Annotated in this window: 25 protein-coding genes; 14 read left to right on the forward strand and 11 right to left on the reverse strand. The window is 70.6% G+C overall.

The window, feature by feature from the left end; all coding sequences use genetic code 11:
- Positions 1–24: 24 nt before the first annotated feature.
- The 6 genes from pcaC to ACVN90_RS19305 all read right to left on the reverse strand — a co-directional run bounded on the left by pcaC (position 25) and on the right by ACVN90_RS19305 (position 4,867).
- A complete protein-coding gene (gene pcaC, locus ACVN90_RS19280) occupies positions 25–426 on the reverse strand; it encodes a 4-carboxymuconolactone decarboxylase (RefSeq protein WP_475099815.1) in 402 nt (133 codons plus the stop codon).
- Positions 423–1,202 carry an alpha/beta fold hydrolase gene (locus ACVN90_RS19285; protein WP_475099816.1) on the reverse strand — a complete coding sequence of 260 codons (780 nt, stop codon included), beginning with the start codon at positions 1,200–1,202 and terminating at the stop codon, positions 423–425. Before ACVN90_RS19285 ends, pcaC begins: the two co-directional genes overlap by 4 nt.
- A complete protein-coding gene (locus ACVN90_RS19290; RefSeq protein ID WP_475099817.1) occupies positions 1,199–2,602 on the reverse strand; it encodes a lyase family protein in 1,404 nt (467 codons plus the stop codon). The genes ACVN90_RS19285 and ACVN90_RS19290 overlap by 4 nt, the downstream gene beginning before the upstream one ends.
- The gene (gene pcaG / locus ACVN90_RS19295) at positions 2,592–3,167 is read right to left on the reverse strand and encodes a protocatechuate 3,4-dioxygenase subunit alpha (RefSeq protein WP_475099818.1); all 576 of its coding nucleotides are present in this window, start codon (positions 3,165–3,167) and stop codon (positions 2,592–2,594) included. Before pcaG ends, ACVN90_RS19290 begins: the two co-directional genes overlap by 11 nt.
- Positions 3,167–4,036: a protocatechuate 3,4-dioxygenase subunit beta gene (gene pcaH, locus ACVN90_RS19300; RefSeq protein WP_475099819.1), complete on the reverse strand. Its 870-nt coding sequence runs from the start codon at positions 4,034–4,036 to the stop codon at positions 3,167–3,169. Before pcaH ends, pcaG begins: the two co-directional genes overlap by 1 nt.
- Positions 4,037–4,108: 72 nt before the next feature.
- A complete protein-coding gene (locus tag ACVN90_RS19305; RefSeq protein ID WP_475099820.1) occupies positions 4,109–4,867 on the reverse strand; it encodes an IclR family transcriptional regulator in 759 nt (252 codons plus the stop codon).
- Between the two features lie 51 nt (positions 4,868–4,918).
- Between ACVN90_RS19305 and ACVN90_RS19310 the strand changes: the two genes are divergently transcribed.
- The 3 genes from ACVN90_RS19310 (at position 4,919) to ACVN90_RS19320 (ending at position 8,387) form a co-directional block, all read left to right on the forward strand.
- Positions 4,919–5,671: an IclR family transcriptional regulator gene (locus ACVN90_RS19310; protein ID WP_475099821.1), complete on the forward strand. Its 753-nt coding sequence runs from the start codon at positions 4,919–4,921 to the stop codon at positions 5,669–5,671.
- A 203-nt stretch (positions 5,672–5,874) separates the two neighbouring features.
- A complete protein-coding gene (locus ACVN90_RS19315; protein WP_475099822.1) occupies positions 5,875–7,059 on the forward strand; it encodes a 4-hydroxybenzoate 3-monooxygenase in 1,185 nt (394 codons plus the stop codon).
- A 101-nt stretch (positions 7,060–7,160) separates the two neighbouring features.
- Complete coding sequence (locus ACVN90_RS19320; RefSeq protein WP_475099823.1) at positions 7,161–8,387, forward strand: MFS transporter; 1,227 nt, start codon at positions 7,161–7,163, stop codon at positions 8,385–8,387.
- 24 nt (positions 8,388–8,411) lie between these two features.
- On the opposite strand, the gene ACVN90_RS19325 is transcribed toward ACVN90_RS19320, so the two are convergent.
- Positions 8,412–8,876 (reverse strand): MarR family winged helix-turn-helix transcriptional regulator, encoded by a 465-nt coding sequence (locus tag ACVN90_RS19325; protein WP_475099824.1) that lies wholly within the window; start codon positions 8,874–8,876, stop codon positions 8,412–8,414.
- A 93-nt stretch (positions 8,877–8,969) separates the two neighbouring features.
- Between ACVN90_RS19325 and ACVN90_RS19330 the strand changes: the two genes are divergently transcribed.
- The 10 genes from ACVN90_RS19330 (at position 8,970) to ACVN90_RS19375 (ending at position 18,865) form a co-directional block, all read left to right on the forward strand.
- Complete coding sequence (locus ACVN90_RS19330) at positions 8,970–9,899, forward strand: SDR family NAD(P)-dependent oxidoreductase (protein ID WP_475099825.1); 930 nt, start codon at positions 8,970–8,972, stop codon at positions 9,897–9,899.
- Between the two features lie 52 nt (positions 9,900–9,951).
- Positions 9,952–10,839, forward strand: a complete 888-nt coding sequence (locus ACVN90_RS19335; RefSeq protein WP_475099826.1) for an amidohydrolase family protein — start codon at positions 9,952–9,954, stop codon at positions 10,837–10,839.
- Between the two features lies 1 nt (position 10,840).
- On the forward strand, positions 10,841–12,031 hold the full coding sequence (locus ACVN90_RS19340) for an acyl-CoA dehydrogenase family protein (protein WP_475099827.1): 1,191 nt from the start codon (positions 10,841–10,843) through the stop codon (positions 12,029–12,031).
- A 27-nt stretch (positions 12,032–12,058) separates the two neighbouring features.
- Positions 12,059–12,511: a MaoC family dehydratase gene (locus ACVN90_RS19345; RefSeq protein ID WP_475099828.1), complete on the forward strand. Its 453-nt coding sequence runs from the start codon at positions 12,059–12,061 to the stop codon at positions 12,509–12,511.
- Between the two features lie 71 nt (positions 12,512–12,582).
- Positions 12,583–14,106: an acyl-CoA synthetase gene (locus ACVN90_RS19350; RefSeq protein ID WP_475099829.1), complete on the forward strand. Its 1,524-nt coding sequence runs from the start codon at positions 12,583–12,585 to the stop codon at positions 14,104–14,106.
- Positions 14,103–14,564: a DUF3237 family protein gene (locus ACVN90_RS19355; protein WP_475099830.1), complete on the forward strand. Its 462-nt coding sequence runs from the start codon at positions 14,103–14,105 to the stop codon at positions 14,562–14,564. Before ACVN90_RS19350 ends, ACVN90_RS19355 begins: the two co-directional genes overlap by 4 nt.
- A 418-nt stretch (positions 14,565–14,982) precedes the next feature.
- Positions 14,983–15,804, forward strand: coding sequence for a methylenetetrahydrofolate reductase (locus ACVN90_RS19360; RefSeq protein ID WP_475102156.1), 822 nt, complete (start codon positions 14,983–14,985; stop codon positions 15,802–15,804).
- Positions 15,801–16,676 (forward strand): formyltetrahydrofolate deformylase, encoded by an 876-nt coding sequence (gene purU / locus ACVN90_RS19365; RefSeq protein ID WP_475099831.1) that lies wholly within the window; start codon positions 15,801–15,803, stop codon positions 16,674–16,676. Before ACVN90_RS19360 ends, purU begins: the two co-directional genes overlap by 4 nt.
- Before the next feature lie 69 nt (positions 16,677–16,745).
- Positions 16,746–18,152, forward strand: coding sequence for a vanillate/3-O-methylgallate O-demethylase (ligM, locus tag ACVN90_RS19370; RefSeq protein ID WP_475099832.1), 1,407 nt, complete (start codon positions 16,746–16,748; stop codon positions 18,150–18,152).
- 131 nt (positions 18,153–18,283) lie between these two features.
- Positions 18,284–18,865, forward strand: coding sequence for a PadR family transcriptional regulator (locus ACVN90_RS19375; protein ID WP_475099833.1), 582 nt, complete (start codon positions 18,284–18,286; stop codon positions 18,863–18,865).
- Between the two features lie 160 nt (positions 18,866–19,025).
- Here ACVN90_RS19375 and ACVN90_RS19380 read toward each other — a convergent pair whose 3' ends face one another.
- Positions 19,026–20,507: an aldehyde dehydrogenase family protein gene (locus ACVN90_RS19380; protein ID WP_475099834.1), complete on the reverse strand. Its 1,482-nt coding sequence runs from the start codon at positions 20,505–20,507 to the stop codon at positions 19,026–19,028.
- Between the two features lie 222 nt (positions 20,508–20,729).
- Here ACVN90_RS19380 and ACVN90_RS19385 point away from each other — a divergent pair, with 222 nt between their 5' ends.
- Positions 20,730–21,389, forward strand: a complete 660-nt coding sequence (locus ACVN90_RS19385; protein ID WP_475099835.1) for a GntR family transcriptional regulator — start codon at positions 20,730–20,732, stop codon at positions 21,387–21,389.
- Between the two features lie 106 nt (positions 21,390–21,495).
- Here the strand turns inward: ACVN90_RS19385 and ACVN90_RS19390 are convergent, their stop codons facing one another.
- Genes ACVN90_RS19390 through ACVN90_RS19400 form a run of 3 tightly spaced genes read right to left on the reverse strand, consistent with a single transcriptional unit; the run spans position 21,496 to position 24,765 of the window.
- Entirely contained in the window at positions 21,496–22,764 is a 1,269-nt protein-coding gene (locus ACVN90_RS19390; RefSeq protein ID WP_475099836.1) for an ABC transporter substrate-binding protein, read from the reverse strand.
- 22 nt (positions 22,765–22,786) lie between these two features.
- Positions 22,787–23,884, reverse strand: a complete 1,098-nt coding sequence (locus tag ACVN90_RS19395) for a branched-chain amino acid ABC transporter permease (protein ID WP_475099837.1) — start codon at positions 23,882–23,884, stop codon at positions 22,787–22,789.
- Positions 23,884–24,765, reverse strand: a complete 882-nt coding sequence (locus tag ACVN90_RS19400) for a branched-chain amino acid ABC transporter permease (protein ID WP_475099838.1) — start codon at positions 24,763–24,765, stop codon at positions 23,884–23,886. The genes ACVN90_RS19395 and ACVN90_RS19400 overlap by 1 nt, the downstream gene beginning before the upstream one ends.
- Between the last annotated feature and the right edge of the window lie 2 nt (positions 24,766–24,767).

A 24,767-nucleotide genomic window follows, 5' to 3' on the forward strand; every position in this document is an offset into this window, starting at 1 on the left:
GATTTCGGAGGAGGAGAGCCCCGGTTACTCGGCCTCGGCGAAGACGTCCTTCGCGATGCGGAACGCCGTGTTCGCGGCAGGAACCCCGCAGTACAAGCCGGCCTGCAGGATCACTTCCTTGATCTCGTCGACGGTGAGCCCGTTGCGCAGGGCCGCGCGCAGGTGCATCGCGAGCTCCTCGTGGTGGCCGAGCGCGATGAGCGCGGTGAGCACGGCGACCGACCGCGACCGGCGGTCGAGCCCCGGACGCGACCAGATGTCGCCCCACGCGACGCGGGTGATGAAGTCCTGGAAGTCGGCGGTCAGGTCGGTCGTGCCGTCGATCGCGCGATCGACGTGGGCATCCGAGAGCACCTCGCGACGCACGATCATGCCCTGGTCGTAGCGCTCCTCGTCGGTCAGGCCCTCACCGTCGGACCGGCTCACGCGGCACGCTCCGCGGCGACCGTGTCGAAGAAGTCGAGCAGCACCGCGGCGGTCGCCGCCGGGGAGTCGGCGGGCGCCAGGTGCGAGGCATCCGGGATCCCGATCGCCTCGCCGTGCTGCACACCCGCGGCGATCTCGCGAGCGGATGCCTCGGGGGTGACCGCGTCGTGATCGCCCCACACCGCGAGCATCGGCGTGGCGATCTCGCCCAGCCGATCGCGCACGTCGAAGACGGCGAGCGCGTCGCAGCAGCGGGCGTAGCTCTCGTCGTCGGTGTTCTGCAGCACGTGGAGGAGCCGCCCGGTGAGGTCGGGGTCGCGCTCGATCGAGCCCGGCGCGAACCAGCGCTGCGCGGAGCCGATGATGAGGCTCGACGTGCTCTGCGCGCGCACCTGGGCCGCACGCTCGCGCCAGCCCTCCGGCGTGCCGATCTTCGCGCCCGAGCACAGGATCGCCGCGGCGTCGATGCGGTCGCCGTGCCGCAGCAGCAGCTCGAGTCCGACCGCGCCGCCGAGCGAGACCCCGGCGTAGAGGAACGGTCCCTCGACCGCGGCCGCCACCGCGTCGGCGAGCTCGGCGATCGTGAACGCGTCGGCCGACGCGGGCGCGGCGCCGTGGCCGGGCAGGTCCCACAGGGCGACGCGGTCGTGCTCGGCGAGCGCCGGAACCACGCGGTCCCACAGCAGCGTCGACGTGCCGAGCGACGGCCCGAGCAGAAGCAGCGGTGCGGCAGCGGGGCCGACGGGGTCGGTGAGGGAGATGGCGGGGACGGTCACGCGTCCTCCTCCTCTGCGGTGGGGGCGGCGGCCTCGTCGACGAGGCGGCCGGCGAGTCCGGTGTAGCGGGCGGGGTCGAGCAGATCGGCGACGAACGCCTCGGGGGTCGCGCCGCGCTCTGCGGCGAGGGCGGCGACCTCGGGCGACGCCGCGAGGAGACCGGCGAGGTCTCCGCCCCCGGCGGCCGCGGTCACGAGTTCCGCCACGCGAGCCGCACCCAGCACCGGCCCGAGCACGATCGAGAGGCGCTCCGAGACGATGAGCCCGCCCGTGGCGGCGAGGTTGCGCTCGACGGCGTCGGTGTCGACGTGGAGCCCTGCGACGAGTGAGGCCGCGTGGGCGGTCGCACCGAGTGCGAGGCGCAGCAGCTCCCGGAGCGTCGGCCACTCCGCGTGCCACGCGCCGTCGGGGCGTTCGTCGGCGGCGAGGGCCGACGCGAGATGCAGCGTCGCACCGAGCTGGGGTGCGCGCAGCGCGGCCGAGCGGATGAGGACGGATGCTGCGGGGTTGCGCTTCTGCGGCATCGCCGACGATCCGCCACCCGCACCCTCGGCGAGCTCGCCGATCTCGGTGCGGCTGAGGGTCGCGACGTCGGTGGCGATCTTGCCGACGGCGTCGATCGCCTGCACCAGGGCGTCGCCGAGTTCGGTGATCGGCCAGCGGTTGGTGTGCCACGGAGCGTCGGGGGCGGCGAGTCCGAGTTCGTGCGCGAAGGCGGCGGGCAGCGCGGCCGCGCCCTCGGCCCCCGCGATCTCGGCGAACGACGCGAGGGTTCCCGCGGCGCCCCCGAGCTGGGCCGGCAGCCGGTGCTGCACGTCCTCGACGCGCTCCTTGGCGCGCTCGACGGCGCGGAGCCACGCCGCGGCGCGCAGGCCCACCGTCGTGGGCACGGCGTGCTGGGTCAGCGTGCGTGCTGCGGCGACCTCGTCCCGCCGCGAACGGGCGAGCGAGCGCAGCGATACCTCGGTGTGCACGAGCGCCGCGACGACGCGGCTCGTCGCCGCACGAGCGACCACCATCGCGGCGGTGTCGACGATGTCCTGGCTGGTCGCGCCGCGGTGCACCCAGACCCGCGCGTCGGCCCCGACCCGTTCCTTGAGCCGCCCGACGAGGGGGATCACGGGGTTGCCGCCCGCGACGGCCGCAGCGGCCAGCGCGATGCCGTCCACGCCGTGGTCGCGGCATCCGCGCAGCGCGCCCTGCCAGCCGAACTCGGTCTCGATCTCGTCGATCGCCTCATCGGGCGCGAGGTCGATCTCGCGGTACGCCCGTGCGAGCGCGACCTCAGCCGTCACGAGTGCGTCGAGGTACGCAGCATCCGTCACCGTCTCGTCGTGACCGACGGTCACGGGCGAGAGCAGACCCCCATCGAGTGCGGGCCGGTCACGGTCAGAAGGCAAGGAACACGGTCTCCTTCTCGCCCTGCAGGTGGATGTCGTGGTGCAGGTTGCCGTCCGGCAGGCGCGTCGCGATGAGCGTAGCGCGCTCGTCGGCGTCGAGCGAGGACAGCAGCGCGTCGGCCGCGAGGAGCTCCTCGTGCTCGGGCAGGTAGATGCGCGTCACGAGCTTGTCGGGAAGGCCGCGCGCGAACACGATGACCGAGTAGAACGGCGCGCCGCCGTCGATCGGACCGGGGTTGCGGGTCCAGAACTCGTAGCGTCCGACGTCGGTCGTGGCGGCGCGGCCGAACCCCGTGAACGAGTGGTCGTCGCGACGGAAGGCGCCGTGGGCCCGCGGGATGCGGCCGTGCTCGTCGGCGCTCCAGATCTCGATGACCGCGTCGGGGATCGGGTTGCCGGCACCGTCGAACACGGTGCCGCCGAGCACGACCGAGCCCGGGCTGTGCGGGAACACCACCTGGTGCTTCTTGTCGTAGTCCAGGCCGAAGGCGAAGAACGGGCCGACAGTCTGGCCGCCGGTGGCCTCGTGGGTCTTCGGGCCGAGATCGCGCGCGGTGCGGGCCATCAGTGCTCTCCTTCTTCGGGCTCGAACCAGGTCGCGTCGGGGCCGTCGACGACGATGTCGAAGCGGTAGCCCATCGAGAACTCGGGCACCGACAGGTCGTGGTCGTACCGGCCGATGAGGCGGTCGCGGTCCTTCTGGCGCCAGATGGTGTTGTAGATCGGGTCGAGCGGGAACAGCGGGTCGCCGGGGAAGTACATCTGCGTCACGAGGCGCTGCGTGAAGCCCGAGCCGAAGATCGAGAAGTGGATGTGGGCGGGGCGCCAGGCGTTGACGTGGTTCTTCCACGGGTACGCGCCCGGCTTGATCGTCGTGAACTTGTAGTACCCCTCGTCGTCGGTGACGATGCGTCCGGCGCCGGTGAAGTTCGGGTCGAGCGGGGCGGGATGCTGATCCCGCTGGTGGATGTAGCGGCCCGCCGCGTTCGCCTGCCAGATCTCGACGAGCTGGTTGGGGACCGGACGCCCCCACGAGTCGAGCACGCGGCCCTCGACGGTCATGCGCTCACCCTGGGGCTCGCCGATGTGCTGCAGCGTCAGGTCGGACTCGATGGCGGCGACATCGCGCTGCCCGAACGCGGGCGACCACAGCTCGATCGTCTCGGGGTCGACGAGCTTCGGGTTCTTGGTGGGGTGGCGCAGCAGGCTCGACCGGTACGGCGGGAAGTCGTGCAGGCTCATGTTGAGCCGCTCCCCCGCCGCCTCACGCCGCGCGGCGGCGGCGTGGTAGTCGACGATCTCCTGCGTGATCTCGCGCTGGGTGAGCTGGTCGGGCGAGGCCAGCAGCGACTCGGGGGCCGCCGCCGTCTGCTCGAGCACCACCGACGACGAGAACGCCTCCTCGCCCTGGGTATCGGGCTGGGCCTGTGTCATGAGGTCTCCTTCGACGACTCGGGTCGTCCCAGGTTCGCACTCCCCGGCAGGCTCGGCGCCGTGGATTCCCACTCAGTGGGAACGGAGGTCGAGGTGCAGGTCCTTCGCGGCCTGCACCACGAGAGGCCCGAGGCGCCGCTCGTCGGCGCGCGCGAGGTGCACGACGAGGCCGAGCGCGATGGGCGGCAGGCCCTCGACCCGCGGCAGCGCGGCGGCGACCGAGACGTTGCCGAGGGTCATCTCCTCGCGGGTCGTCGCATAGCCGAGCGCCCGCGTGCGGGCGATGTCGGTGCGGAGCTCCTGCTCGGTCGTGATCGAGTTGACCGTCTCGCGCTCGAGCGGGGCCGCGAAGTACGCGCGCAGCCAGCCCTCGTCGCGCGTCGCGAGCAGCGCCTTGCCGACGCCCGTCGTGTGCAGCGGCCCGCGCCCGCCCATGCGGCTCAGCGTGGCGATCGACTGGCGTCCGGTGAGGCGGCCGACGTAGAGGGCGGTCGTCGTGGCGGGGGTCGCACCGTCGAGCACCGCGAGGTGGACGTTCTCGCCGGTCGCCTCGTACAGCCGCACCATGTGCGGCAGCGCCGTCTCGCGCAGCCGCAGCGACAGCGGCGAGAGCTCGCCGAGCTCCCACAGTCGCGGGCCGATCGCGTAGGTGTGGCCAGGTCCTCGCGTGAGGAGGCCCTCGGCCACAAGCGTCGCGAGCAGGCGGTGCAGCGTCGACGACGCGAGTCCGGTGCGCGCGGCGAGCGTCGTCGCGGTGACCGCGGGCTCGTCGTCAGTGAAGCAGCCGAGCACTCGCAGCGTGCGCTCGAGCACGCCTTCGCCCACCGTCATGGATCCTCCCCGAGCGACGTTACCCGCCCCGTGCTGTGTCACAGTGGGCGCATGGCCAACTCGCCCTCCGGCGACTCGATGACCGACCGCATCGTGCGGGTGCTCGAGACGTTCACCGCCGAGCGCTCGATGCAGTCGGCCGCCGAGATCGGCCGCCGCGCGGGGCTGCCGTCGTCGACCGCGCATCGGATCGTCGACGAGCTCGTCGACGCGGGCCTCCTCGAACGCGACGAGGACCGCCGCGTGCACCTCGGCATGCGCCTGTGGGAGCTCGCGCTCCGCGGCTCGACGGCACTGCGATTGCGGCAGGCAGCGCTCCCCCACATGGAGCAGGTGCAGACCCGCATCCGCGAGCACACCCAGCTCGCGGTGCTCGAGCAGGACGAGGCCCTCTTCCTCGAGCGCCTCTCCCACCCCGATGCCGGCGCCAACATCACGCGCATCGCCGGACGCCTGCCGCTGCACGCCTCCTCGTCGGGGCTCGTGCTGCTCGCGCATGCCCCGTCCGCCCTCCGGGAGCGAGTGCTCGCCGGCCCGCTGCGCGCCCTGGCTCCGGAGACGGTGACGGATGCTGCGCGCCTCCGCCGCCTCATCGCCGAGGTCCGACGCGCCGGGGTCGTGGTGGCGCCCGGATCCATCGAGGCCGTGTCGACGGGCGTGGCCGTGCCGATCCGTGACGCAGGCGCGGTCGTCGCCGCGCTCTCGGTCGTGCTGCCGCGCGAGACCGACCCGGCGGCCGCGATCCAGGCGCTCCGCGACGCCGCCGCCGGCATCGAGTCGGCGCTGCGCGCCGACCGCCGCTGACTCCTCCGGCGCCTCCGCGATCCTCATCTGAGGTTCAGGGCCGAGATGAGGAGCGAAACCGGCTCGCCCCTCCTCATTGCGGCTGAGATCCTCAATTGAGGATGGCGCCACGCTTCCCGTTCAACGGGAATCCCACCGCACATCGAACCGCCCGCGTCACACTGGGCGCAGGCACCCGTTCCCGAACGTCGAAGGAGACGTCCATGTCCACGATCCGCACCCGCGTCGCCATCATCGGCGCCGGCCCGGCCGGGCTCCTGCTGTCGCACCTGCTCGGGATCGCCGGCATCGAGTCGGTCGTCATCGACCAGCGCTCGCGCGAGGAGATCGAGACGACGATCCGCGCCGGCATCCTCGAGCAGGGCACGGTCGAGATCCTCGACTCGTCGGGTGCGTCGAGCCGTGTGCGCACGGTCGGCAACCGCCACGACGGCATCGAACTCCGCTTCGCCGGCCACGGCCACCGCATCGACTTCGCCGACCTCGTCGGCCGGGGCGTGTGGCTGTACCCGCAGCACGAGGCGCTCAAGGATCTCATCGCGGTGCGCCTCGACAAGGGTCAGGATCTCCGCTTCGGCGTGACCGCCGTGCGCGTCGAGGACGCGGCATCCGATCGCCCCCGCGTCATCGCGACCGACGCCGACGGCGCGCCCCTCGAGATCGAGGCCGAGTTCGTCGTCGGCGCCGACGGGTCGCGCAGCGTCGCGCGCGAAGCGGTCACGGGATCGTCCACCGGCGGGTACTTCCGCGAGTACCCGTTCGCGTGGTTCGGCATCCTGTGCGAGGCGCCGCCGAGCGCCGACGAGCTCATCTACAGCAACTCGCCCGACGGCTTCGCGCTCATCAGCCAGCGCAGCGCCACGGTGCAGCGCATGTACTTCCAGTGCGACCCGAACGCCGACCCGAACGCCCTCAGCGAGGAGCAGCTGTGGGAGGAACTGCAGAAGCGCGTGCCCGGCACGACCCTCAAGGAGGGCAGGATCTTCCAGCGCGACGTGCTGCGGTTCCGCAGCTTCGTCGCCCACGAGCTGCTGCACGGCCGCGTCGCGCTCATCGGCGACGCCGCGCACACCGTGCCGCCGACCGGCGCGAAGGGCATGAACCTCGCCGTCGCGGACGTGCTCGTGCTCGAGCGGGCGCTGCGCGCACTCCTCCTCGACAACGACGACCGGCTCATCGGGGCCTTCCCCGAGAAGGCGCTGCACCGCATCTGGAAGGCGCAGCACTTCTCGTGGTGGATGACGAGCATGCTGCACGTGGCACCGGATGCCTCGGACTTCGACCGGATGCGCCAGCTCGGCGAGCTGCAGTCGGTCGTGGAGTCCGAGGCCGGCCGCCGCTTCCTCGCCGAGGCGTACACCGGCTGGCCGCTCGAGGGGCTCGCCTGACGCGGTGCCCCTCGGCGCGAGGCCAGTGCGGGAGCCGGCATTGCCGCTGAACGGGAATGAGCGGATGCTGCGTCCCCGGCCTCGGCTATAGTCCGGTGCCTATGGCCTCATCGTCGCGGACCACGCGAACCGAGCCGTCCCGCACGGCCTCGGTGGCGATGCTCCTCGCGGCGGTGTGCCTCGTCGCGATGAACATGCGGCCGGCGATCACGGGGCTCGGGCCGCTCCTCGACCAGATCGGCGCCGACACCGGCATGTCGGTCTCGGCGCTGGGCCTGCTCGCCGCGGTGCCGCTCATCGCGTGGGCGCTGTTCTCGCCGCTCGCACACGACCTGAGCCGCCGGTTCGGGCAGCCGCGCGTGCTGCTGTGGTCGCTGCTGGTGCTGCTCGTCGGCACCCTCGTGCGGTCGATCCCGGGTCCGGTGGTGAGCCTGTGGATCGGCACCGCGATCATCGGCATCGGGATCGCGATCATCAACGTGCTCATGCCTGCCGTGGTCAAGCGCGAGTTCTCGGGCCACGTCCCCGCCGTCACCGCGGCCTACACCGCGCTGCTCGCGGGCCTCGGCGCGGTCTCGTCGGGCGTGGTCGTGCCGATCTCGCACATCGAGCTCGGCGGCGATCCCGCAGGCTGGCGCTTCGCGCTTCTCGTCACGGGCGCCGCGCTCCTGCCGTTCGCGATCGCCGCGTGGTGGTGGGCGCACCGCGGGGCCGGACGCGCCCACGATCGCGCCTCGGCACCGCGTGGGCGCACCGGCATCTGGCGCGACCCGATCGCCTGGCTCGTCGCCGCGTACATGGGGCTGCAGGCATCCATGTTCTACATGTTCGTGACCTGGCTCGCGCCGCTGTCGATGTCGATCGGACGCTCCGAGGTCGTCGCCGGCGTCGACGTCATGGTCTACCAGCTGTTCTCGCTCGCCGGCTGCCTGCTGCTGCCGCTCGCGCTGCGCGGCGGTCTCGAACGCTGGGCGCCCGCGCTCATCCCGTCGCTCGCGATCGTCGGCGTCGCCGGCCTCATGATCGCGCCGGACGCCGTGCTGGCGTGGGGTTCGCTCATCGGGCTGACGGGCGGCGCGACGCTCGCGATGTCGCTCACCCTGATGGCCCAGCGCGCCCGCGACCACGACACCTCGGCGGCGCTGTCGGGAATGTCGCAGTCGGTCGGCTATGTCATCGCGGCGCTCGGCCCGATCGCCTTCGGCGCCCTGCACAGCCTCACCGGCGGCTGGATTGCGTCGCTCGCGCTGGTGCTCGCCGTGCTCGTGGCTCTGACCGTCGTGGGCGTGTTCGCCGGGCGCGACCGGTTCGTGCTCGACCGCCGGTAGCGGAACGGATGCTGCGGCCCGGGCTCACTCTCCGGGGAAGGCGAGCGTCCGCAGCAACGTGGCGAGCGTCGCGCGCTCGGTCTCCGACAGGTCGGCGTGCACGCGCTCTTCGGCCGCCCGGGCCGACTCCCGCGCCTGGCCGACGAGTGCGCGGCCGGCATCCGTCGCGACGACGACGTTGGCGCGCCGGTCCGCGGGATCGGGCTTGCGTTCGACCAGGCCGCGCGACTGCAGCTCGTCGACGAGGCTCACGACCTGGCTCGGGTCGAGCCGGAGGAACTCGGCCAGCTCACGCTGCGACGGCCGGGCCTCGCCCGACGTCAGCACCAGCACGGAGTACGAGCGCGCCTTCAGCCCGTGCTCGGCGAGGGCGGCGTTGCCCGCGGCGAGCGCGATGGCGTTCGCGCGCGCGAGCAGGAAGCTCACGTCGTCGGTCAGCGCCGACGCCCGCAGACCCTCGGGGGTGACGGTGTCAGCGGTCTTGGGCATGCCCACGATGCTAATGCAATTCATGGACGAACGGAATGATTGACTTTCTCAACAGTTGGCACTTCAATGGATCCGACACGAAGGAGTTCACGCATGTCTTCGCACGCACCGCTCGACGGCAAGGTCGCCATCGTCACCGGCTCGGGCCGCGGCCTCGGCCTCGCCTACGCCCAGGAGCTCGCCCGGCAGGGCGCCGCCGTCGTGATCAACGACGTGGATGAGGCCACCGCGGCCGAGGCCGTCGCCACCATCACCGCGGAAGGCGGGCGAGCGGTGGCCGTCGTCGCCCCGGTCGGCCCCACAGCGACCGCGAAGCAGCTCGTCCAGACGGCCGTCGACGAGTTCGGGCGCCTCGACATCCTCGTCACCAACGCCGGCGTGCTGCGCGACACCGTGCTGTGGAAGATGAGCGACGACGACTTCGACACCGTCATCAACGTGCACCTGCGCGGCACCTTCACCTGTGTGCGCGAGGCCGCGACATGGATGCGCGAGAACGAGGTCGCCGGCCGCATCATCTGCATCGGCTCGCCGACCGGCCAGCGCGGCAACTTCGGCCAGACCAACTACGCCGCCGCCAAGGCCGGCATCGTCGGCATGGTGCGCACCTGGGCGCTCGAGCTCAAGCGCGCCGGCATCACCGCGAACGCGGTCATCCCCGTCGCCGCGACCGCGATGACGGCGACCGTGCCGTACTTCGCCGCGGCCGTCGAGGCCGACGCCGCGGGCGAGCCGATGCCCGCGTTCTTCCGCCACAACCTCGGGTTCGGCACATCGGACGACGTCGCGGGACTCATCGCGTATCTGGCATCGGATGCTGCGGCCGCCGTCACCGGTCAGGCCATCGGCATCGGCGGCGACCGACTGCAGCTGTGGTCGCACCCCGAGGCCGTCGCCACCGCCTACAGCGAGGGCGGCTGGTCGTACGACGACCTCGCCACCGGCTTCACCGACGCGGCGGGCCCGCTCCAGTCGGTGGGCGAGAAGTTCCCGCCGCTCCCCGAGGAGCTGCAGCGCTCGTGACGCGCTGACGCGTTTCGACTCGCTTCGCTCGCTCAACGAACGGAAGACCGCCATGACCCGCTACGAACCCGCGATCGACCTCGACGCGATCACCGCGATCGACGTGCACGTGCACATCGAAGTCGATCACCACGGGCACTCGTCGCTGCCCGACGACCTCCGCGACGCCGCGGCGACCTACTTCAGCACCGACGGGCCGAACCCCGACCTCGACGGCGTGGCCGCGTACTACCGGGAGCGGAAGATGGCGGCCGTCGTGTTCACCGTCGACGCCGAGACGAACTTCGGACACTCGGCGATCTCGAGCGCCGACATCGCCGAGGGCGCGGCGCGCAACAACGACGTGCTCATCCCCTTCGGCTCGGTCGATCCGCTCAAGCCGACCGCGACCTCGGACGCCCGCCGTCTCATCGACGACCACGGCGTGCGCGGCTTCAAGTTCCACCCCACCGTGCAAGGCTTCGACCCGTCCGACCCGGCGTACTCCCCGCTGTACGAGACGCTGCAGGACGCGGGCGTCGTGGCGCTCTTCCACACCGGTCAGACCGGCATCGGCGCGGGCCTGCCAGGCGGGCGCGGCCTGCTGCTGGGCCTGTCGAACCCCATGCTGCTCGACCCGGTCGCCGCCCGCTTCCCCGAGCTGCAGATCATCATGGCCCACCCGTCGGTGCCCTGGCAGGACGAAGCCCTCTCGGTGGCGACCCACAAGCACAACACGTGGATCGACCTGTCGGGCTGGAGCCCGAAGTACTTCCCCGAGTCCCTCGTGCGCGCCGCGAACTCGTACCTCAAGAAGCGCGTGCTGTTCGGCTCGGACTTCCCGCTGCTCACGCCCGAGCGCTGGATGAGGGATGCCGAGACCGCCGGCTCCTTCAAGCCCGAGGTCATGCCCGGCATCCTCAAGAACAACGCCGTGCGGCTCCTCGGACTCGGCGGCTGACATGCCCACCCTCGAGGCGGATGCGACGTTCGGGTTCGACCCGTACGCGATCGCGGCCGCGCACCTCAGCCCCGCTGCGCGGGCGGCGCTCGGGCGTCTGCAGCATGCGCTGGAGCGCAGCATCCGTCCTCTCCTCGCCGAGGCGTGGGAGACGGCGACCATGCCGCCCGAGGTGCTCGAAGCCCTCATCCCGCTCGACCTCATGCAGCCGGCGGGGGTGGATGCTGCGGAGGCGGCGTCGTCTCTGTACTCGGGTTTCCGCAACTACGTGCTGGCACGCACCGACGTATCGGTGGCGACGCTGTTCAACGCGCAGTCCGGGCTCTTCCGCACCGCGATCGCGCTGGGCGGATCGGCCGCGCAGGCGGAGGAGCTCGATCCGCGGGTGCGGAGCTTCGAACTCAAGGGCGTCTTCGCGCTGACCGAGCCGGAGCACGGCTCCGACATCGCCGGCGGGCTCGCCACCACCGCGCGCCGCGAGGGCGACGCGTGGGTGATCGACGGCCGCAAGAAGTGGATCGGCGGGGCCGCGGCATCCGATGTGCTCGTCGTGTTCGCCCGCGACGTCTACGACCACGCCGTCAAGGCCTTCCTCGTGCCGACCGACGCGACGGGCGTGCGGCTCGAGGCGATCGGCGGCAAGGTCGCGCTGCGCCCCATGCAGAACGCGGTGATCACGCTCGACGACGTGCGCGTGACCGAGGCGGAGCGTCTGCACAACGTGAACGGCTGGCGCGACGTCGCCCGCATCCTCCGCGCGCTGCGCTCGGACGTGGCGTGGATCGCCGCCGGGCTCCAGGCCGGCGCACTCGATGCCACCGTGCGCTACGTGCGCGAGCGCCACCAGTTCGAGCGGCCCATCGGCGGGTTCCAGCTCGTGCAGGAGAAGCTCGCCCGCATGCTCGGCAACACCGTGGCCTCGCTGGCGCTGGTCACCCAGCTGTCGACCCGGCAGGATGCGGGCGAGTACGCCGACGAGAACTCCGCACTCGCCAAGCTGCAGACCGCCCGCCTCGCGCGCGAGACCGTCGCCCTCGGGCGAGAGGTGCTCGGCGGCAACGGCATCCTGCTCGAGCACGACGTCGCCCGTTTCTTCGCCGACGCCGAAGCCGTCTATTCGTACGAGGGCACGCACGAGATCAACGCCCTCATCGTCGGCCGCGCCCTCACAGGCGCTTCGGCCTTCGCCTGAACCGTCCGACCCATCGAAGGAGAACCCATGACCACCACCGTCGACTACGCCGACGTCGCAGGCCTCGCCGGCACCGACCTCGGCTGGACCGAGTGGCTCGAGGTCACTCAGGAGCGTGTGAACCTCTTCGCCGACGCCACCGACGACCACCAGTGGATCCACGTCGACGCCGAGCGCGCGGCCGAGGGCCCGTTCGGCGGCGCCATCGCGCACGGCTTCCTGTCGCTGTCGCTCACCGTGAAGTTCTGGTCCGAGCTGTTCGACGTGACCGGGGTGAGCACCCGCGTCAACTACGGTCTCGACAAGGTGCGGTTCGTCTCGCCCGTCAAGGTGGGCGCGCGCGTCCGGGGCGGCGCGGTGATCGCCGAGGTCACCGAGGTGCCCGGCGGCTACCAGTTCGCCGTCGACCAGACCATCGAGATCGAAGGCGGCGGCAAGCCCGCCGTCGTCGCCCGCGGCCTGTACCGCTTCTACGCCTGACATACCGGGTCGCCCCGCGAGGGATCGCAGCGACCGCGACGAAACGCCTCGAAGGAGAGGACACCGCAACGATGCACAAGGGCATCGGGTTCTGGCTCGCCAAACGGCGCCTGAAGGACCCAGACAAGACCGCCGTCGTCTTCGGCGACCACGAGCTCACCTACCGTGAGCTGGCCGACGCCGCCGACCGCGCCGCCGCCGTGCTCTGGCACCGCGGCATCCGTCGGGGTGACGCCGTGGCGTACATCGGCGAGAACAGCCCGCAGTTCCTCGAGGTCATGTTCGGCGCCGCGCAGCTCGGTGCCGTGTTCGTCCCGGTCAACACCCGTCTCGCCGCGCCCGAGGTGCAGCACCTGCTCGTCGACGCCGGGGCGCGGGCCGTCGTGCTCGACCCGGAGTTCCTCGAGCGGGCGATGCCCGGTGTCGAAGCGGGCCGGATCGCGCACGTCATCGTCACCGGTGACGGCCTTCCCGAGCACCCCGGTCTCGCGGTGCTCGCCGCCGAGGCACCCGGCGGGCACATCGTCGCCGACGTCGACCTCGACGACCCGGCCGCGATCGTGTACACGTCCGGCACGACCGGCAAGCCGAAGGGCGCGGTCCTCACCCACGGCAACCTGACGTGGGTAGCGCTCAACTGCATCGTGGACTACGACGTCGTCCAGGCCGACGTGTCGCTCATGATCTCGCCGCTCTTCCACGTCGCCTCGCTCGGCATGGGCGCACTGCCGGTGATTCTGAAGGGCGCGACACTCGTGCTCGAGAAGGGCTTCGAGCCTGGCCGTGCGCTGGCGCTCATCCAGCAGTGCGGGATCACGATGCTCAGCGGCGTGCCCACGACCTACCAGCTGATGGCCGACCACCCGGCGTGGACGTCCACCGACCTCTCGACCCTGCGCAAGCTCACCTGCGGCGGATCGGCCGTGCCCACGCGCATCCTCAACGCCTACGAGGACCGCGGGCTGTCGTTCTCGCAGGGCTACGGCATGACCGAGACCTCCCCCGGGGCGACGTCCCTCTCCCCCGCGATGACCCGCGAGAAGCAGGGCAGCGTGGGCCTGCCGCACTTCTTCACCGACGTGCGCATCACCGACGAGCACGGCGACGTGGTGCCGCGCGGCACCGTGGGTGAGATCGAGGTCGCGGGACCCAACGTGTTCCTGGGCTACCACGGGCTGCCCGAGGCCACCGCGGCCGCGTTCACGCCCGACGGGTGGTTCCGCTCGGGCGACCTCGGCTACCTCGACGCCGAGGGCTACCTCTACATCTCCGACCGGCTGAAGGACATGATCATCTCGGGCGGCGAGAACATCTACCCCGCCGAGGTCGAGAACCTCATCGCCGACATCGAGGGGATCTCGGGCGTCGCCGTCGTCGGCGTGCCGGACGAGCGCTGGGGCGAGGTGCCGTGGGCGGTGGTCACGCTCCGCGAGGGCGCCGAGGTCGACACGGAGATCGTCCGCGCGCACCTCGACGGCCTGCTCGCCCGCTACAAGCTGCCCAAGAACGTCGTGGTCGTCGAGGACCTGCCCCGCACGGCATCCGGCAAGGTCCGCAAGGCCGACCTCCGCGCGCGCTATGGAGAGAGCCGATGACGCACGAACCGCCGGTACCGTCCTTCGAGCGCGCGTTCGAGGTCGTGGCCGACCTCGGACCGCTCGAGGACCACGGCATGACCCGGGCCGGCCACCGCCGCGTCATCCCGGTGATCGGTGGCACGATCACCGGCGCCTTCACCGGCGCGATCCTGTCGAGCGGCGCCGACTGGCAGACGGTGCGCGCCGACGGGTCGATCGAGATCGACGGGCGCTACAGCGCGCGCGGCGACGACGGCTCGCTCCTCTACATCCGCGCCCAGGGGGTGCGCAGCGGCGACCCCGCCGTGCTCGAGGCGCTGCTCCGCGGCGACGACGTCGACCCGGCGGACTACTACTTCCGGGCGGCGCTCACGCTCGAATGCGCCGCGCACCCCGAATTCGAGCGTGCGGTGTACCTGGCGTCGTACATCCGCGAGGCGAACCGCGTGCGCTACGTCGCCTACCGCGTCACCTGAGCAGTCCGGTCACCGTCAGAGGTGGATCCAGCCGCATCGGCGGCCGGGTCTACCCCTCTGCCTCTTGCACCGTGCGCGACGCAGTGCACACAGGTCAACCGGGCTTCCACAGGAGCTTTTCGCGCCACACGGCCTGTGGAAGCGCGGTTGACCTGTGGAAGCAGAGCAGGACGGATGCTGAGGCTCGGGGGTGCAGCATCCGCTCAACGGAAATCCGGTGCGGATCGCGGCGCGCTTGATTCGAGGATGGTTCCGCACGCGCTGCGTGCCTATTGCCATTACCTATGTCCATAGGTAATCTGACATCACTCCCCGCGGTGCGAAGGCGCCCGCGCCGAGGAAAGGACCTCGATCAGTGGCACACCAGACTCCCGTCTCGCCGAAGGCCGCAGCCCTCGTCGAGGGCTTCTCGCTCGAGATGACCGGCAAGGACATCGCCGGGCTCGAAGAGGCCCGCGAGATGATCCCGCAGGGGACGAAGATCAACGTGACGTTCCTCGGCAACGAAGACCTCGAGATGCGCGTCGCCGCCGCGAAGGCCGTCAAGGAGATGGGCTTCGTCCCCGTCCCCCACCTCTCGGCCCGCCGGCTGCGGTCGCAGGCCGAGCTCGAGGAGTTCCTCGGCCGCCTCGCGGAGGTCGGCGCCACCGAGCACGTGTTCGCGGTGGGCGGCGACCCCGCCGAGCCCGAAGGGCCTTACCCAGACTCGCTCACCGTGATCCGCTCGGGCGTGCTGCAGAAGTTCGGCGTGCGCGAGGTCTCGATCGCCGGCTACCCCGAGGGCCACCCCGACATCTCCGACGACGTGCTGTGGAATCACCTCGACGAGAAGGCGCTCGCGCTCGCGCAGCAGGGACTGGATGCGGTGATCCTCACGCAGTTCGCGTTCGACACCGATCCCGTCATGACGTGGATCGACGCGGTGCGCGCCCGCGGGATCGACGCGCAGATCCGCATCGGCACGCCCGGTCCCGCCGGCATCAAGCGGCTGCTGGGCTTCGCCCGCCGCTTCGGGATCGGCGCGAACGCCATGATCGTGAAGAAGTACGGCTTCTCGCTCACGAACCTCATGGGCACGGCCGGACCCGACCGCTTCGTGTCGGACCTTGCCACGCTGCTGGCCGACGACCCGACCTCGGGCGACGTGAAGCTGCACTTCTACACGTTCGGGGGCCTTGCCGCGACGAGCAACTGGGCGCGGGAGTTCGTCGCGGCGCAGTCCTCGGGGGCGCGTCGATGACGACCCACCTCGACGTGCGGCGCGATCATGCCTGTCTGATCGTGCACGGGCCCGACCGCTCGGGCATCGTCGCGGCCGTGACGGCGCTGGTGGCCCGTAACCAGGGAAACATCGTGACGCTGGACCAGTACTCCGACAACCCCGAGGGGGGCGAGTTCTTCCAGCGCGTGGTGTTCCACCGGCCCGACCTGCAGGCGGCGCTGCCCGCGATCGAGGCCGATCTCGACGAGACGCTCACCCGGCTCGGCCTGGAGTGGTGGATCACCGACCAGTCCATCCCGAAGCGGATGGCGATCCTGGTCTCGACGAGCGACCACTGCCTGCTCGAGCTGCTGTGGCGGCACCGCCGCGGCGAGCTGCCCGTCACCATTCCGATGGTGATCTCGAACCACACGAACACCGCCGAAGACGTCCGCAGCTTCGGCATCCCGTTCTTCCACGTGCCCTCGCAGGGGCCCGACAAGTCCGCCGCCGAGGCGAAGATCGTCGAACTGCTGAAGGGCAACGTCGACTTCGTGGTGCTGGCCCGCTACATGCAGATCCTCTCCGACTCGTTCCTGGAAGACGTGGGGGTGCCGGTGATCAACATCCACCACTCGTTCCTGCCCGCCTTCATCGGCGCGGCGCCGTACCGCAAGGCGAAGGAGCGGGGTGTCAAGCTCATCGGCGCGACCAGCCACTACGTCACCGAGGACCTCGACGAGGGACCCATCATCGAGCAGGACGTCGCCCGCGTCACCCACGCCATGACCGCGGGCGACCTCCAGGCCCGCGGCGCGTACGTCGAGCGCGCGGTGCTCTCCCGCGCGGTGCAGTGGCACGCCGAAGACCGTGTCATCCGGCACGGCAACCACACGATCGTCTTCACCTGATCGACGCGGATGCTGCGGACCGCAGCATCCGTCATCACAGAACACAACCCACGAACAGAGAGGTTCCCCATGGCGAAGAATCTGCAGGAGCTGCTCGACGCGCAGAACGCCGTCGAGATGCTGCGCAACTCGCAGATCGGCTCGTACATCTACCCGGTGGTCCCCGCGGACTTCCAGAACTGGATCAAAGAGCAGCGGGCGTGGCGTGACACGGCCGTGCTGTACGACCAGTCGCACCACATGGACAATGTGTTCCTCAAGGGCTCGGACGCGATCAAGCTGATCTCCGACACGGCGATCAACTCCGTCGCGACCTTCCCGGTGAACCGTGCCAAGCAGTACGTGCCGACGACCGCGTCGGGCCACGTCATCGGCGACGGCATCCTCTTCCACGAGGCCGAGGACGAGTTCGTCTACGTCGGCCGCGCGCCGGCGTCGAACTGGCTGCTGTACCACGGCGAGACCGGCGGGTACTCGAACCTCGACATCACCGTCGACCGCCGCTCGCCCTCGCGACCCTACGGCGACGCGGTGAGCCGCCGCTACTACCGGTTCCAGATCCAGGGTCCGGCGGCGTGGAACGTCATCGAGAAGCTCAACGGCGGGCCGCTCGAGCAGCTGCGCTTCTTCAGCATGTCGGAGATGCAGATCGGCGGCGCGAACGTCCGGACGCTGCGTCACGGCATGGCCGGCGCCCCCGGCCTCGAGGTGTGGGGGCCCTACGAGGACCACCACCGGGTGCGCGACCTCATCGTCGAGGCGGGCGCCGAGTTCGGGCTCGTGCCGGTCGGTTCGCGGGCGTACCCGTCGAACACGCTGGAGTCGGGCTGGATCCCGTCGCCGCTGCCCGCGATCTACTCGGGCGAGGCCGAGCGCGGCTACCGCGAGTGGCTCGGCGTCGACAGCTACGAGGCGACCGGCACGCTCGCAGGCTCGTTCGTCTCGGACGACATCTCGGACTACTACCTGACCCCGTGGGAGCTCGGCTACGGCTCGTTCGTGAAGTTCGACCACGACTTCATCGGCCGCGACGCGCTCGAGCAGATCGACCCCGAGACGCAGCGTCGCAAGGTCACGCTCGCGTGGAACGCCGAGGACGTCACGAAGATCTTCGCGTCGCTGCTGGACACCGAGAACGAGAGCTACAAGTTCTTCGACCTGCCGCTCGCCAACTACGGGTCGGCGAACTACGACTCGGTGACGGATGCCGACGGCAACGTGGTGGGCTTCTCGATGTTCACCGGGTACAGCGCCAACGAGAAGCGCGCGCTCTCGCTCGCCACGGTCAACCCCGACGTGCCCGAGGGCGCCGAGGTGACTGTCGTGTGGGGCGAGCCGAACGGCGGCACCACGAAGGCCTCCGTCGAGCCGCACCGCCAGCTCGAGGTACGCGCCGTCGTCAGCCCCGTGCCGTACTCGACGGTCGCCCGCCAGACCTACCACGGCGGCTGGCGCACCCAGTACCAGCCGGCCTGAGCCGTCCGGTTGCAGCGAACGGATCCGAAGGGGGTCCGCCCACGCCGGGCGGGCCCCCTTCGGGCATTCCGGGCGACGCCTGGCCGAGGCATCCGAATCCGGTCGCTACGCTCGGGGACGAAGGGAGACGCATGAGTCTGCGCTACGCACTGCTGGCGATCCTGCGGGTGGGCCCGCTGTCGGGCTACGACCTGCAGAAGCAGTTCCACCAGTCGGTCGGCCACGTGTGGCACGCGCCCGACTCCCAGATCTATCCCGAGCTGCGCAAGATGGAAGAGCTCGGTCTCATCGAGGGCGAGGAGCAGACGCGCGGCGAGCGCGGCACGCGGCGGATGTACCACGTGACGGATGCCGGCGAGCAGGCGTTCCTCGCATGGATGAGCTCTCCCCTCGACTACCAGCGCGTGCGCGACCCCGCGCACCTGCGCGCGGCCTACCTCGAGGCCGCAACCCCCGCGGACGCGCGCACGTTCCTCGAGCGGCACATCGCCCAGTGGGAGGGCGAACTGGCGCAGTGGGAGGGTGAGCTGGAGCGCATCGACGCCGTCGCCAACCCCATGCTGGTCCGGCGCCTCCAGGTGACGGCCGACGCCGACCGCGAGCGCACCATCGCCTACAAGCGCTTCGCGTACGAGGGTCTCGTGGAGCGCGCCCAGGGCGAGATCTCCTGGGCCCGCCGCGGCCTGGCGCTCGTCGACCGCCTCGAGCCCTGACCCAGAGCCTGGGTCCGCCTCGCCCGCACCTCACTCTTCGCGAGAGTACAGCTGGTCGCCGAAAGGTAGGGAACCAACCACCCTCTCGTCCGCCAGTTGTACTCTCGCGGAAGGGGCAGGCCCCGCCGGAGCGGACCCGCCTTTGTGGGTCGGACGAGGGTCAGTGGGCCATCGAGGCCAGCACCTCCGGGTCGAGCGTCGCGATGGAGCGCGTGTCCTGGAAGGCGCGGACGCCCTCGATCCCCTGCTCACGGCCGAAGCCCGACTGCTTCATGCCGCCGAACGGCGCCCGCAGGTCGAGGCGGGTCGCGCCGTGGTCGTTGACCCACACGTAGCCGCACTCCAGCTGCGAGCCGACGCGCTGCGCCGCCTCCGGCGAGGCCGTCCACACCGAGCCGCACAGGCCGCCCCACGTGTCGTTGGCGAGGCGGACGGCCTCGGCCTCGTCGTCGAACGGGATCACCGGGATCACCGGGCCGAACTGCTCCTGCGTCACCACGCGCAGGTCGAGCGACGGGTCGACGACGATCGCGGGGCGCACGAAGTTGCCGCCCGCCAGGTCGCCGCCGGGCAGGTCGCCGAACTCGCGGACGTCGGCGCCGGCATCCTTCGCCTCCTGGATGATCTCGTCGACGAACGCCTTCTGCGCCGGCTGGTGCAGCGGCCCCATCGTCGTGCCCTCGTCGAGGCCGTAGCCGAGCTTCGCCGCCTCGAGCCGGGCGGACAGCCCCGCGACGAGCTCGTCGGCACGAGACCGGTGCACGAAGATGCGCTTGGCGTTCATGCAGATCTGGCCGGTGGTGTCGTAGATCGCGGCGTAGAGGCGGTCGAGGTGCGCGTCGTCGAGGATAGCGTCGTCGAGGAACACCGCCGCGTCGTTGCCGCCGAGCTCCAGCGTCACCCGCGTGAGCGTCTTCGACGCCATCTCCATGATCCGCTTGCCGCCGTTGACCGATCCGGTGAAGCAGACCTTCGCGATGTCGGGGTTCTGGATGAGTCCGGCCATGTCCTGGTCGCGGCCCGTCACGACGTTCAGCACGCCGGGCGGCAGCTTCTCCGCCACGCGCTGCACGACGCGAGTGGTCGCCAGCGGCGCGGAGGGCGGGGGCTTCACGATCGCGGTGTTGCCTGCCAGCAGGGCGTGCGGCAGTGATGCACCGAGAATCGCGATCGGCCAGTTGAACGGCACGATCACGGTGACGACGCCGAGCGGCTGGTACGCCACGTCGGTCGACACCGGGATCGCGCCGGGGATCGGGGGCAGCGTCTTGGACGCGTCGACCTCGTCGGCGAGCATCAGCGCGAGGTTCCAGCGGATCTCGAACACGAGCGCGTCGATCCACCCCTCCATGCGGATCTTGCCGTTCTCCTGCGACAGGATCGCGGCGTCCTCGTCGCGGTCGTCGGCGATCCCGGCGATGGCGTCGGCCATCGCGGCCGCGCGCTCCTGCGGGGTGAGCGCCGCCCACGCCGGAAAGGCCTTCTTCGCCGCGGCGACGGCATCCTTCACATCCGATTCCGTCGCGGCCGCCGCCTCACCGACGACAGCTCCCGGCTTGCCGGGATCGGCGATCGTCAGCACGTCGTCGGTGAACCGCTCCTCACCCCCGATGAACAGGCCCGTCCGGACCGAAGTCCCCATCGCCGTCTCGCCCATGGAACGCCCACCTCTCCGTGTTGTCCAACGTGGATCCGCCTCGGGTCGGCGCGGATCGACACCTCTCCCAGCGTGCCTCTCCCATGCGTGTGAATCAAGATTGTCGACGATTTTCGCGCGGATTTCGTATGAGATTCTTCGCGATGATCGGTCTCGCGCGAGATAGTGTCAGTGCACGGACGAAGGCGCCGAAGGGGGTTGGCCGAGATGACGGATGCTGCAGTGCTGAGCGACGACGAGACCACAGAGCGTCCCGACCTGACGCAGGTGATCCGCGAGGCGATCCTCGACGCGCAGTTCGCGCCGCATCAGCGCCTCATCGAGGCCGATCTCAGCGAGCGCTACGGCGCGTCGCGGGCCTCCGTGCGGACGGCTCTGCTCAACCTCGCCGGCGAAGGGCTCGTGGAGCGCCTCCCCAACCGTGGGGCGCGCGTGCGCGCGATCACGGTCGACGAGGCGATCGAGATCGTCGAGGTGCGCATCGGCCTCGAGACTCTGTGCGCCCGCAAGGCCGCCGAGAACCTGACGCCGACCGATGCCGACGAGCTCCGGGCGCTGCGCGCCGACATCGACGCCGCGATCGGGTCGGGCGACCTCATGGCGTACTCGCGCCTCAACCAGGAGCTCGACCGACGCATCCGCGACCTCAGCCGCCACGGCACCGCGACGCAGCTGCTCGAGCGCCTGCGCGCGCAGTCCGCCCGCCACCAGTTCCGGCTCGCGTTCCACCCGGGCCGCGCCGCGACGTCGGCGCCCGAGCACATCGCCATCATCGACGCGATCCTCGCGAAGGACCCCGACGCCGCCGAAGCCGCGACGCGCGCCCATCTCTCGGGCATCGTCGAGGTGCTCCACGGCATGGAGTAGACGGCGCTCGGGCCGCGGCATCCGTGTCCGAATCCCCGAAGCGCAGGAGCGAGCAGGGCGAAGGGGCGGACGGATGCCTCCGCCCGCCCCCTCGCCACGGCTCAGATCATTCGTCCCATGACTCGGCCGGGGCGTAGCCCTTGCCGTTGTACTTCTGCACCTGCACGGTCGAGACCGCGGGCTGGCCGTCGACGGTGGTGTCGACGGTGGAGCCCTCGAGCATGAGCGGTGCGGTGAAGCCCGAGACGTCGCGCAGCGCCTCCATGAAGTTCTCGCGCGTCGGCTCGGTCATGTTGCCGAACACCTCCTCCAGCGTCGCGCCGATCTGGTACGACCAGACGCAGTGCGGGAACGCGGGGACGTCGGGGTAGTTCGCGTACTCCTTCAGCTGCTCGAGGAAGGCGGCGCCCTCCTCGCTCTCGGCGAAGGTCGGTGCGGCCGCAGACTGCGCGAACGCGACGGTGTATACGCCGGGGAACGCGGCTGCGCCACCGGGCTCGAGGATCGCGCTCGGGCTCGACGTGTTGGACGGCAGGAACCACGAGGGCAGCCAGCCCAGCTCCTGCGTCTTCTGCAGTGACGAGATCACGAGCGGCGTGATCGACATCGCGTTGAAGAACACGTCCGCGCCCGAACCGGCGAGCTCGGTCAGCTGCGCGTCGACCGAGGTGTCGGTGGCCTCGTAGGTGAGCTCCTTGACGACCTCGATGTTGTCGGCGCCCTCGATGGCCGACTTGAAGCCCTCGACGTAGCCCTCTCCGTAGTCGTCGTTCTGCGACAGGATCGCGACAGTGTGGTCCTCGCTCGAGCTCGCCAGCAGCTCTCCGAAGGCCTCGCCCTCGTTCTGGTAGATCGGCACGAAGCCGAGCTGCCACGGGCTCTCCTCCTGGTTGCTGAAGATCGGGTCGCCCGTCATGATCAGCACCTGCGGCACCTCGTCGGCGATCGCCGCGTCGAGCCACGCCCGGTTGGTGGGCGTGCCGAGACCGGCGGTCATCGCGAACACGCTGCTCTTGAGCTGGTCGTAGTTGGCCTTGGCCTTCTGCGGGTCGTACTCGTCGTCGAGCGCCTCGATCTCGACGGTGCGGGTCTTCCCGTCGCCGAACTCGACGCCGCCGTCGGCGTTCTTGGCGCCGAAGTAGGCCGTGATACCGGCGACCGTGCAGGTGCCGGGGCCGGCCGTGGGTCCCGACAGCGGAGTGGTGATGCCGAGCGTGAGGGAGTCGTCGGTGATGCCCGGGCTCGCGGCAGCGCCGCCTTCCTCCGTGCTGTCCGGCGAGCCGCCGCCGCGCGCGCAGCCGGCAGCGAGCACGGCGACGATGCCGATTCCCGCGACGACCGAGGCGACGCGCATCCTTCTGCGATTCGTGCTCATGGGTCCTGCCTCTCTGTGTGGTTTACGACTGCGTCGTAGGGGGTGGGGGTGATTGCGTCGAAGGGGATCCCAAGGCGTCGCCGACGGTCGAGGATCCGGTGACGGATGCTGCGGCATCCGCCTGCATTGCTCCGCCGGCCGGTCCGCGCCCGGCGCCCGCATCGCGGCGTCGTCGACGCCACAGCCGTGGCAGCGACACCAAGCCGCCCGGGAGGATGAACAGCACGACGAGGAGGATCGCGCCCTGGAGCATCGCCGTGATGTTGGGATCGATGAGGTTGGTGATCTGCGGCAGCAGCACGTACCAGGCGCCGCCGAGGAGCGAGCCGATGATGCTGCCGGCGCCTCCGATGACCATCGAGGCGAGCAGCTCGATCGAGTGGCCGAAGTGCAGCGTCTCGGGCGAGGTGTACTGGATCACGACCATGTAGAGGAAGCCGCTCACGCCGCCGATGAGCGAGGCGATCGTGAAGGCCAGCACCTTGTAGCGGTAAGGCGAGACGCCCATGGATGCTGCGACCGCCTCGTTGCCCTTCACGATGGCGAAGGCGCGGCCGTACTTGCCCCGCACGAGGTTGCGCGTCAGCAGGAACGTGATGGCGCCGATGAGGATCACGATGTACAGCTGCCACTGGTCGTCGTAGAGGCCCGTCCACTCCGGCGCGCTCGAGAAGCGCGCGGAGGTGCCCTGCGATCCGCCGGTGAACTCCGACAGCCGCTTGGCGAGCGGCAGGCCCACGAGCGGGAGCGCGATCGTCACCATGGCGATCGCGAGGCCGCCGAGGCGCGCTGCGGCGAGCGCGACGAGCAGCCCGAACACCGCCGGCACGATGCACGCGAGCACGAACACGAGGACGATGTTCCAGTCCTGGTTGACGCCGTACGCCGTGACGTACGCGCCGACGCCGACGAAGAAGATCTGGCCGAGCGACACCTGACCGGTGTAGCCCATCACGACGTTGAGACCGAGCACCGCGACGGCGAAGACGCCGATGCGCGCGATCGTCTGGTTGGCGAACTCGGGCAGGATCAGCGGCCCCACGACGAGCAGCACGACGACGAGGGCGACCCCCGCCCACTTCACCCAGGGGCGTGTCCAGAACTCCGCGGTCGAAGGCATCAGACGCGCACCACCGCTTTCCGGCCGAACAGGCCCTGTGGCCGCACGATGAGCACGACGAAGATGAGGATGAACGGCACGGCGATCTTGAGGTCGTGGCCGATGAAGGGGACGTAGACGGCGGCGAGGTTCTCGAGCACGCCGATGAGCCACGCCGCGATCACGACACCGATCGGGCTCGACAGACCGCCGAGGATGCAGGCAGCCAGCGCGTAGACGAGGGCGCCGTCCATCATCCCGGGGGTGAGGGTCAGCTGCGGCGCGACCAGCACGCCCGCGACGGCGCCGAGCACCGCGGCGAGTCCCCAGCCGACCATGAGGTTGCGTCCGACGTTGATGCCCGAGAACGCCGCCGAGCCGGGGTTGATCGCGACCGCCCGCAGGGCCAGTCCGAGCTTCGTGCCGAGGAACAGCGCCTGCAGCAGCCCCATGATCACGACGATCACGATGATCGTCCCAAGCGAGCGGACGCTGATCACCGCTCCCCCGATCCGGATCGTCTCGAGCGGGAACAGCGAAGGGAAGAGCCGGTTGTTGTACGTCCAGATCCAGGCGCAGAGTCCGGTGATGAACGTCAGCAAGCCGATCGTCACCACCACCGCGGTGTCGGGGTCGCCGCGCTCGAACCGGCGAAGGAGGTAGCGCTCGATGAGTGCGCCGAGGAAGAACGAGATCACGATCGCGGCGAGGATCGCCAGCACCAGCGGCACGCCGAACCCGTTGAGGGCCCACGCGATGTACGCCGACAGCACGGCCATACCGCCCTGGGCGAAGTTGATGAGGCCGGTGGCCTGGTTGACCAGCACGATCGCGAGGGCGAGCGCGGCGTATATCGACCCCGTCGACAGGCCGTCGATCACGAGCTGGATGAACGTGCCCACCG

It is taken from the genome of Microbacterium sp. F01, assembly GCF_056156365.1.

Bases quoted from the DNA above. Each gene is read 5' to 3' on its own strand.
- pcaG (WP_475099818.1), bottom strand. From the start codon at position 3,167: ATGGCCCGCACCGCGCGCGATCTCGGCCCGAAGACCCACGAGGCCACC.
- pcaH (WP_475099819.1), bottom strand. From the start codon at position 4,036: ATGACACAGGCCCAGCCCGATACCCAGGGCGAGGAGGCGTTCTCGTCG.
- ACVN90_RS19305 (WP_475099820.1), bottom strand. From the start codon at position 4,867: ATGACGGTGGGCGAAGGCGTGCTCGAGCGCACGCTGCGAGTGCTCGGC.
- ACVN90_RS19310 (WP_475099821.1), top strand. From the start codon at position 4,919: ATGGCCAACTCGCCCTCCGGCGACTCGATGACCGACCGCATCGTGCGG.
- ACVN90_RS19315 (WP_475099822.1), top strand. From the start codon at position 5,875: ATGTCCACGATCCGCACCCGCGTCGCCATCATCGGCGCCGGCCCGGCC.
- ACVN90_RS19320 (WP_475099823.1), top strand. From the start codon at position 7,161: ATGGCCTCATCGTCGCGGACCACGCGAACCGAGCCGTCCCGCACGGCC.
- ACVN90_RS19325 (WP_475099824.1), bottom strand. From the start codon at position 8,876: ATGCCCAAGACCGCTGACACCGTCACCCCCGAGGGTCTGCGGGCGTCG.
- ACVN90_RS19330 (WP_475099825.1), top strand. From the start codon at position 8,970: ATGTCTTCGCACGCACCGCTCGACGGCAAGGTCGCCATCGTCACCGGC.
- ACVN90_RS19335 (WP_475099826.1), top strand. From the start codon at position 9,952: ATGACCCGCTACGAACCCGCGATCGACCTCGACGCGATCACCGCGATC.
- ACVN90_RS19340 (WP_475099827.1), top strand. From the start codon at position 10,841: ATGCCCACCCTCGAGGCGGATGCGACGTTCGGGTTCGACCCGTACGCG.
- ACVN90_RS19345 (WP_475099828.1), top strand. From the start codon at position 12,059: ATGACCACCACCGTCGACTACGCCGACGTCGCAGGCCTCGCCGGCACC.
- ACVN90_RS19350 (WP_475099829.1), top strand. From the start codon at position 12,583: ATGCACAAGGGCATCGGGTTCTGGCTCGCCAAACGGCGCCTGAAGGAC.
- ACVN90_RS19355 (WP_475099830.1), top strand. From the start codon at position 14,103: ATGACGCACGAACCGCCGGTACCGTCCTTCGAGCGCGCGTTCGAGGTC.
- ACVN90_RS19360 (WP_475102156.1), top strand. From the start codon at position 14,983: ATGACCGGCAAGGACATCGCCGGGCTCGAAGAGGCCCGCGAGATGATC.
- purU (WP_475099831.1), top strand. From the start codon at position 15,801: ATGACGACCCACCTCGACGTGCGGCGCGATCATGCCTGTCTGATCGTG.
- ligM (WP_475099832.1), top strand. From the start codon at position 16,746: ATGGCGAAGAATCTGCAGGAGCTGCTCGACGCGCAGAACGCCGTCGAG.
- ACVN90_RS19375 (WP_475099833.1), top strand. From the start codon at position 18,284: ATGAGTCTGCGCTACGCACTGCTGGCGATCCTGCGGGTGGGCCCGCTG.
- ACVN90_RS19380 (WP_475099834.1), bottom strand. From the start codon at position 20,507: ATGGGGACTTCGGTCCGGACGGGCCTGTTCATCGGGGGTGAGGAGCGG.
- ACVN90_RS19385 (WP_475099835.1), top strand. From the start codon at position 20,730: ATGACGGATGCTGCAGTGCTGAGCGACGACGAGACCACAGAGCGTCCC.
- ACVN90_RS19390 (WP_475099836.1), bottom strand. From the start codon at position 22,764: ATGAGCACGAATCGCAGAAGGATGCGCGTCGCCTCGGTCGTCGCGGGA.
- ACVN90_RS19395 (WP_475099837.1), bottom strand. From the start codon at position 23,884: ATGCCTTCGACCGCGGAGTTCTGGACACGCCCCTGGGTGAAGTGGGCG.